Source organism: Rathayibacter rhapontici, from assembly GCF_001995175.1.
Classification (GTDB): domain Bacteria; phylum Actinomycetota; class Actinomycetes; order Actinomycetales; family Microbacteriaceae; genus Rathayibacter.
The window spans coordinates 39,815-47,245 of the sequence record NZ_MUKN01000031.1 but is presented as its reverse complement, the minus strand read 5'-3'; the positions used below and the strand labels follow the sequence as shown (position 1 = coordinate 47,245).

Sequence of the window (7,431 nt, the reverse complement as noted above, 5' to 3'; positions counted from 1 at the left end):
GCCGTGATCCGTCGACGGCAGCACGAGGCGGCGGCCGACGTCACCTCCGCGATCCCCGCGGTCCTCGCCTCCGTCGACCGCTCGGTGCAGCAGGCCCGCGCGGAGCTCGTGCAGGCCGAGGCCGCCCGCTCGCAGCAGGACGAGGAGCTGCAGGGCCTGCGCCGCCAGGAGTCGGCCCTGCGCGAGCGCCTCCAGTCGGTCACCGAGAGCGTGCACGGGCTGGAGCTGCAGATCTACGAGAAGCGCCTGCAGCTCTCGGGTCTGCTCGAGCGCGCGGGGTCCGAGCTCGGACTCGTCGAGGACGTGCTCGTCGCCGAGTACGGGCCGCTCGTCGGGGTGCCCGACGAGACGAGCGAGCAGGAGGACGCGCCGACGCGTCCCTTCGTGCGGGAGGAGCAGCGCCGTCGGCTCGAGAAGGCCGAGAAGCAGCTCGCGCAGCTCGGCCGCGTGAACCCGCTCGCCCTCGAGGAGTTCGCGGCGCTGGAGCAGCGGCACGCGTTCCTGACCGAGCAGCTGACCGATCTCACCGACACCCGCCGCGATCTCCTCCTGATCATCGAGGAGCTCGACGAGACCATGCAGACGGTCTTCGCCTCGGCCTTCGCCGACACGCAGGCGGCCTTCGCCGACGTGTTCCCGGTGCTGTTCCCCGGGGGCACGGGGAGCATCCGCCTGACCGAGCCGGACAGCCTGCTCACGACCGGGATCGAGGTCGCCGTGCGCCCCGCCGGCAAGAAGATCGAGCGGCTGTCGCTGCTCTCGGGCGGCGAGCGCTCGCTCGCGGCGGTGGCGTTCATGGTCGCGATCTTCAAGTCGCGGCCGAGCCCGTTCTACATCATGGACGAGGTGGAGGCCGCGCTGGACGACGCGAACCTCGGCCGTCTGCTGTCGATCTTCCAGGACCTGCGGACCTCCAGCCAGCTCATCGTCATCACGCACCAGAAGCGCACCATGGAGATCGCCGACGCCCTCTACGGCGTCTCGATGCGCCAGGACGGAGTCTCGGCCGTCGTCGGCCAGCGCGTCGTCGCCCCGGCCGACTGACCGGCGCCCCTTCGGCGAGGGAACCCCCGATGGTCGAGGGAACCCGTTCCCGCTGGTTCCCTCGACGACTCAAGGTTCCCTCGGGGCGGGCCGTCGGGCGGAGCCGCCGCCGGTACCCTGGAGCACATGGCTGAACGCACCTCCTGGTCGCTCGGCCGCGCACTGCGCGGCCTGTTCGAGAAGCGCACGATCGACGACCAGACGTGGGACGACCTCGAGACGGCGCTCATCACCGCCGACTTCGGGCCCGACATCACCGAGGAGATCGTCGAGGACCTCCGCGCGAAGGTCGAGCGCTACAGCACCACCGATCCCCGCGACCTCCAGCGCATGCTCCGCGAGTCGATGGAGGAGCGCCTGTCGAAGTACGACACGACCCTCAAGCTCAGCGAGCGCCCGGCCGTGATCCTGGTCGTGGGCGTGAACGGCGTCGGCAAGACCACGACCATCGGCAAGTTCGCGAAGTTCCTCCGCAACTACGACCGCAGCGTCGTCGTCGGAGCCGCCGACACGTTCCGCGCCGCCGCCGTCGACCAGCTCGCCACCTGGGCCCAGCGCGCCGACGCGCAGATCGTGCGCCCCCAGCAGGAGCGCCAGGACCCCGCATCGGTCGCGTTCCAGACCGTGCAGTTCGCGAAGGACAACGGCGTCGAGATGGTCATCATCGACACCGCCGGCCGCCTGCACACCAAGGGCGGGCTGATGGACGAGCTCGGCAAGATCAAGCGCGTCATCGAGAAGCAGGCGCCGATCTCCGAGATCCTGCTCGTGCTCGACGCGACGACCGGTCAGAACGGGCTCAGCCAGGCCGAGGCGTTCATCGAGCACGCCGGAGTGACGGGGCTCGTCATCACGAAGCTCGACGGTTCCGCGAAGGGCGGCTTCGTCCTCGCCGTGCAGGAGCGCACCGGCATCCCGATCAAGCTCGTCGGCCAGGGCGAGGGCATCGGCGACCTCACCGGCTTCACCCCGCACGTCTTCGCCCAGCAGCTCGTCGGCTGAGCGCCGGACGGAGGCCCGGCGGTACCGCCGTCTCTGCCGGATCACCGGAGAGGGGAAACCGGATCAGCGTCGGCGGGCGCGGAGAGCGTCGGCGAGCAGCATCAGCTCCTCGTCGAGGATGCCGACGATCGGTTCGGGCCGGATCGCCGACCGGCTCACAACGGAACCATGTCGCGTCGGGCGGTCGTCGCCACCGAGTCCCGCAGCAACGACTCCGCCACGACGTCGACCCGGACACCGAGGAGCCCGCTGAGCTCCTCGCCGATGCCGGCGACGCGCAGGAGGGGGTTGCCCGCTCCTGCGTCGAGATCGACGAAGAGACTCACATCGCTCCCCGGTCGGGCGTATCCCCGAGCGACCGACCCGAAGAGCCGGGGGTCGGTCGCGCCGTGACGGTCGAGTACCGCGAGGAGCGCATCGCGGCGCGCGTCGGTGGTCCGACGAACGGTGCTCGCGTACTCCGTCACGGCTGACATGCCGCCAAGGTACGCGGACGCCACCCGACGCGTCTCGTCGCTCGGTGTCCCCTGAGCAACCGGATCCGACGCGGCCGCTCACACCGCCTGCGAGAACCCCAGCGCCGCGTCGGCGAGGTGCCGCAGGTGCTCCGGGACCGGCCGCCCCTTCGACTCCATCGACTGCGCCCAGAGCCGGCCCGCCCGGTAGGAGGAGCGCACGAGCGGACCCGACAGGACGCCGAGGAACCCGATGTCCTCCGCCTCCTCCTTGATGGCGACGAACTCCTCCGGGTGCACCCAGCGGTCGACCGGCAGGTGGCGCGGCGTCGGCCGCAGGTACTGCGTGATCGTCAGCAGGTCGGTGCCCGCGTCGTGCAGGTCCTGCAGTGCCTGCGAGATCTCCTCGCGCTCCTCGCCCATGCCCAGGATGAGGTTCGACTTGGTGATCAGCCCCGCATCGCGCCCCTGCGTCAGCACGTCGAGCGAGCGCTCGTAGCGGAACGCGGGCCGGATCCGCTTGAAGATCCGCGGAACGGTTTCGACGTTGTGCGCGAACACCTCCGGCCGCGCCTCGAACACGCGGCCGAGGTGCTCCGGGCGCCCGGTGAAGTCGGGCACGAGGATCTCGACGCCGGTGCCGGGCGACTGCGCGTGGATCTGGCGGATGGTCTCGGCGTAGAGCCAGGAGCCCTCGTCCGCGAGGTCGTCGCGCGCGACTCCGGTGACCGTGGCGTAGCGGAGGTTCATCCTCGCCACCGATTCGCCCACGCGCCGCGGCTCGTCGGCGTCGTAGTCGGCCGGCTTGCCGGTGTCGATCTGGCAGAAGTCGCAGCGCCGAGTGCACTGGGCGCCGCCGATGAGGAAGGTGGCCTCGCGGTCCTCCCAGCACTCGAAGATGTTGGGGCAGCCCGCCTCCTGGCAGACCGTGTGCAGCTCCTCGCTCTTCACGAGCGACTGCAGCTGCCGGTACTCCGGCCCCATGGTCGCCTTGGTCTTGATCCAGTCGGGCTTCCGCTCGATCGGGGTCTCGGCGTTGCGGATCTCGAGTCGGAGCAGCTTGCGTCCGCCCACCTCGGCGCTCACGCTGCCACCACCGCGGTCTGCTCGGCCGAGAACTCGAGCGAGCACTCGCGGAACCGCTGATCGATCAGGCCGCGCACCGCCTCCATCGACACGGCGCTGCCCGTCTCGCGCTCGATCGTGGTCACTCCGGCGTCCGAGATGCCGCAGGCGACGATGCGGGAGTAGGGCTCGAGGCTGTTCGAGACGTTGAGGGCGAAGCCGTGCATCGTCACGCCTCCCGCCACCCGGATGCCGATGGCCGCGATCTTGTCCGCACCGAGCGGTCGGCGGATCCAGACGCCCGAGCGTCCGTCGATCCGCTCGCCGAGGACGCCCAGGTCGGCGAGCACGGCGATCAGCATCCCCTCGAGCGAGCGGACGTAGGCGACCACGTCGACCGGTTCGCGCAGACGCACGATCGGGTAGCCGACGAGCTGACCGGGCCCGTGCCAGGTGATCCTGCCGCCGCGGTCGACGTCGACCACGGGGGAGCCGTCGGCCGGCCGCTCGTGCGCCTCGGTCCGCTTGCCCGCCGTGTAGACGGAGGCGTGCTCGCAGAGCACCAGCACGCCGTCGCGGCCCGCGACCACCTCGTCGTGGAGGCGGCGCTGCAGCTGCCAGCCGTCGCGGTAGTCCAGGGGAGCTGCGGAGTCGCCCGCCAGAAGTGTCTCGATCACGTCGCCACCCTAGACGTATTCCTGCACCGAGCCCAGTTAATCGGGGCGAGCCGCCGCAGAACCGAGCACTCCGCGGCTCCGGTAGAATTCCGGGCATCATGGCTACTTTCGGCACCCTCTCCGATCGACTCGTCGAGACCTTCAAGAACCTCCGCACGAAGGGCAAGCTCTCGGCCTCCGACGTCGACGGCACCGTCCGCGAGATCCGGCGCGCGCTGCTCGACGCCGACGTGGCGCTGGACGTGGTCAAGGCGTTCACCGGCAAGGTGCGCGAGCGCGCCCTCGGCGACGAGGTCAACAAGGCGCTGAACCCCGCGCAGCAGGTCGTGCAGATCGTGAACGAGGAGCTCGTCGCGATCCTCGGCGGGCAGTCCCGCCGCCTCGAGTTCGCGAAGCGGCCGCCGACCGTCATCATGCTCGCCGGCCTCCAGGGCGCCGGCAAGACGACGCTCGCCGGCAAGCTCGGCAAGTACCTCGGCAAGGACGGGCACACCCCCCTCCTCGTCGCCGCCGACCTCCAGCGCCCGAACGCGGTGCAGCAGCTGCAGGTCGTGGGCGAGCAGGCCGGAGTCGCGGTCTACGCTCCCGAGCCCGGCAACGGAGTCGGCAACCCGGTCAAGGTCGCGCAGAACGCGATCAGGTTCGCCACCGACAAGCAGTACGACACCGTCATCATCGACACCGCCGGCCGCCTCGGCGTCGACGCCGACATGATGAAGCAGGCGTCCGACATCCGCCGCGTCACGAACCCCGACGAGGTCCTCTTCGTCATCGACGCGATGATCGGACAGGATGCGGTCGCGACCGCCAAGGCCTTCCAGGAGGGCGTCGACTTCACCGGCGTCGTGCTGTCGAAGCTCGACGGCGACGCGCGGGGCGGAGCGGCGCTGTCCGTCGCGTCGCTGACCGGCCGTCCGATCCTCTTCGCCTCCACGGGCGAGGGCCTCGACGACTTCGAGCAGTTCCACCCCGACCGCATGGCGAGCCGGATCCTCGACCTCGGCGACGTGCTCACCCTCATCGAGCAGGCGCAGTCCGCGTTCGACGAGGACGAGGCGCGCAAGGTCGCCGAGAAGATCATGAGCGACTCGTTCACGCTCGACGACTTCCTCGGCCAGATGCAGCAGCTGCGCAACATGGGCTCGATCAAGAAGATGATCGGCATGCTCCCGGGCGCGAAGGGCATGCGCGAGCAGCTCGACCAGTTCGACGAGCGCGAGATCGTGCGCACCGAGGCCATCATCCAGTCGATGACCAAGGCCGAGCGCGTGAACCCGAAGCTGCTCAACGGCTCGCGGCGACTGCGCATCGCGCGGGGCTCCGGCATGACCGTGACCGACGTGAACCAGCTCGTGCAGCGCTTCGAGCAGGCCGCGAAGATGATGAAGACCGTGGCGAAGGGCGGCATGCCGAACGTGCCCGGCATGGGTCCCGTTCCCGGAGCCGGCTACCAGGGCCGCCCGAAGCCGCAGAAGAAGAAGACGTCGAAGTCGGGCAACCCGGCCAAGCGCGCCGCCGAGAACGCGGCGATCACGTCCGGCCCTCGTCCCGGCGACGCCGGCGGCTCGGGCTTCGGTCTCGGCGGCGGCACGGGCAGCCAGGCCCAGCCCACGCCCGAGGAGCTGGAGCAGCTGCAGAAGTTCCTCGGCCGATGACGGCGAGGCGGCGGGTCGCCGCGGCGGCTCTCGCGTCCGCCGCCGTCCTCGGGCTCGCGGGATGCGCCGAGACGTCCGGAGTCGACGCGATGTCGGCGCCCGCTCCCGAGGAGCTCGTCGGCCGCTGGGTCACCGGAGTCGCCTACGAGTCCCCGGACGTGCCGTTCCTCCTGATCGCCGACGACGGCACCTGGACCGGCTCGGACGGCTGCAACGGCGTGCAGGGGGAGTGGGCGATCGACGACGAGGGCGCCCTCAGCGTCGACGCCGGTCCGAGCACGCTGATCGCGTGCGACGGAGTGGCTCTGCCGATGATCTTCGGGGCTGCGTCGACGGCCGCGATCGACGGCGGCCGCCTCCGCCTCTTCGACGACGCCGGCGCCACGACCGTCAAGCTCGCCCGCTCGACCGCCGACGAGGCTCCGACCGCCGCCCCCGACCCCGCCGGCGAGTAGCGGCCGCCCGCCCCTGCTCGAGCAGCCGGCGCTGATCGAGCAGTTCCCGCAGCGGGCGTCCCCCTTGCTGATCGAGTAGCCCGTGCAGCGGGCGTATCGAGATCCACGTCACCCGGAGCCGGTGGGTCTCGATACGCGCCTGCGGCGCTGCTCGACCAGCAGAAGGGGCGCCTGCGGCGCTACTCGTCCACCGGCGAAGACGCCTCCCCGTCACTCCCGAGGTCTAGCGTGGAGAGCATGACAACCACCACCGCGCGCCCGGTCCGCATCGGCGTCCAGATCGCCCCTCAGCACGTCTCCTACGAGGTCATCCGCGACACCCTCGCCGAGCTCGAAGACCTCGGCGTCGACATCGCGTTCAACTGGGACCACTTCTACCCGCTCTCGGGCGAGCCCGACGGCCTCCACTTCGAGGGCTGGAGCATGCTCGCCGCCTGGGCCGAGCAGACCAGCCGCATCGAGTTCGGCCCGCTCGTGACCTGCAACAGCTACCGCAACCCCGACCTGCTGGCCGACATGGCCCGCACCGTCGACCACATCAGCGCGAAGGGCGCGGAGGGCCGCCTGGTCTTCGGCATCGGCTCGGGCTGGTTCGAGCGCGACTACCAGGAGTACGGCTACGAGTTCGGCACCGCCGGCTCGCGACTGGACGAGCTGTCCGAGGCCATGCCCCGCATCCGCAGCCGCTGGGAGAAGCTGAATCCCGCTCCCATCCGCGACATCCCCGTGATGATCGGCGGCGGGGGAGAGAAGAAGACCCTGCGGATCGTCGCCGAGCACGCCGACATCTGGCACAGCTTCTCGGACGTTCCGACCCTCGAGCGCAAGCTCGGCGTCCTCGGCGACTGGTGCGCGAAGACGGAGCGCGATCTCTCCGCGATCGAGATCTCGACCGGTGTGAACATCCCCGCCGAGGGCGGCGACGGCGCGTTCGCGGTCGCCGACCAGCAGTTCGACCTCGGCGCGCGCCTCTTCACGCTCGGCATCAGCGGCCCCGGCATCGACCTCGCGCCGGTGCGCGAGCTCCTGTCCTGGCGCGACGGCAAGAACAGCACGACCCGCTGATCGGGGAGGGGCG

Annotated in this window: 7 protein-coding genes and 1 pseudogene; 5 read left to right on the top strand and 3 right to left on the bottom strand. The window is 70.7% G+C overall.

Annotated elements, in window-relative coordinates:
• Nucleotides 1–1,044: pseudogene (locus B0T42_RS11420) on the top strand (chromosome segregation protein SMC); the annotation flags it as partial.
• Between the two features lie 126 nt (nucleotides 1,045–1,170).
• Nucleotides 1,171–2,046, top strand: coding sequence for a signal recognition particle-docking protein FtsY (gene ftsY, locus B0T42_RS11415; RefSeq protein ID WP_077223253.1), 876 nt, complete (start codon nucleotides 1,171–1,173; stop codon nucleotides 2,044–2,046).
• 155 nt (nucleotides 2,047–2,201) lie between these two features.
• Here the strand turns inward: ftsY and B0T42_RS11410 are convergent, their stop codons facing one another.
• From B0T42_RS11410 to lipB, 3 genes are all read right to left on the bottom strand, one after another.
• The gene (locus B0T42_RS11410) at nucleotides 2,202–2,522 is read right to left on the bottom strand and encodes a nucleotidyltransferase family protein (RefSeq protein ID WP_077223257.1); all 321 of its coding nucleotides are present in this window, start codon (nucleotides 2,520–2,522) and stop codon (nucleotides 2,202–2,204) included.
• A gap of 78 nt (nucleotides 2,523–2,600) precedes the next feature.
• Complete coding sequence (gene lipA / locus B0T42_RS11405) at nucleotides 2,601–3,587, bottom strand: lipoyl synthase (RefSeq protein ID WP_077223252.1); 987 nt, start codon at nucleotides 3,585–3,587, stop codon at nucleotides 2,601–2,603.
• On the bottom strand, nucleotides 3,584–4,243 hold the full coding sequence (gene lipB, locus B0T42_RS11400) for a lipoyl(octanoyl) transferase LipB (RefSeq protein WP_077223251.1): 660 nt from the start codon (nucleotides 4,241–4,243) through the stop codon (nucleotides 3,584–3,586). The genes lipA and lipB overlap by 4 nt, the downstream gene beginning before the upstream one ends.
• Before the next feature lie 98 nt (nucleotides 4,244–4,341).
• Between lipB and ffh the strand changes: the two genes are divergently transcribed.
• The 3 genes from ffh to B0T42_RS11385 all read left to right on the top strand — a co-directional run bounded on the left by ffh (nucleotide 4,342) and on the right by B0T42_RS11385 (nucleotide 7,418).
• The gene (gene ffh / locus B0T42_RS11395) at nucleotides 4,342–5,898 is read left to right on the top strand and encodes a signal recognition particle protein (protein ID WP_077223250.1); all 1,557 of its coding nucleotides are present in this window, start codon (nucleotides 4,342–4,344) and stop codon (nucleotides 5,896–5,898) included.
• The gene (locus tag B0T42_RS11390; protein ID WP_077223249.1) at nucleotides 5,895–6,353 is read left to right on the top strand and encodes an META domain-containing protein; all 459 of its coding nucleotides are present in this window, start codon (nucleotides 5,895–5,897) and stop codon (nucleotides 6,351–6,353) included. The genes ffh and B0T42_RS11390 overlap by 4 nt, the downstream gene beginning before the upstream one ends.
• A gap of 237 nt (nucleotides 6,354–6,590) precedes the next feature.
• Nucleotides 6,591–7,418, top strand: a complete 828-nt coding sequence (locus tag B0T42_RS11385; protein ID WP_077223248.1) for an LLM class F420-dependent oxidoreductase — start codon at nucleotides 6,591–6,593, stop codon at nucleotides 7,416–7,418.
• Nucleotides 7,419–7,431: the final 13 nt, after the last annotated feature.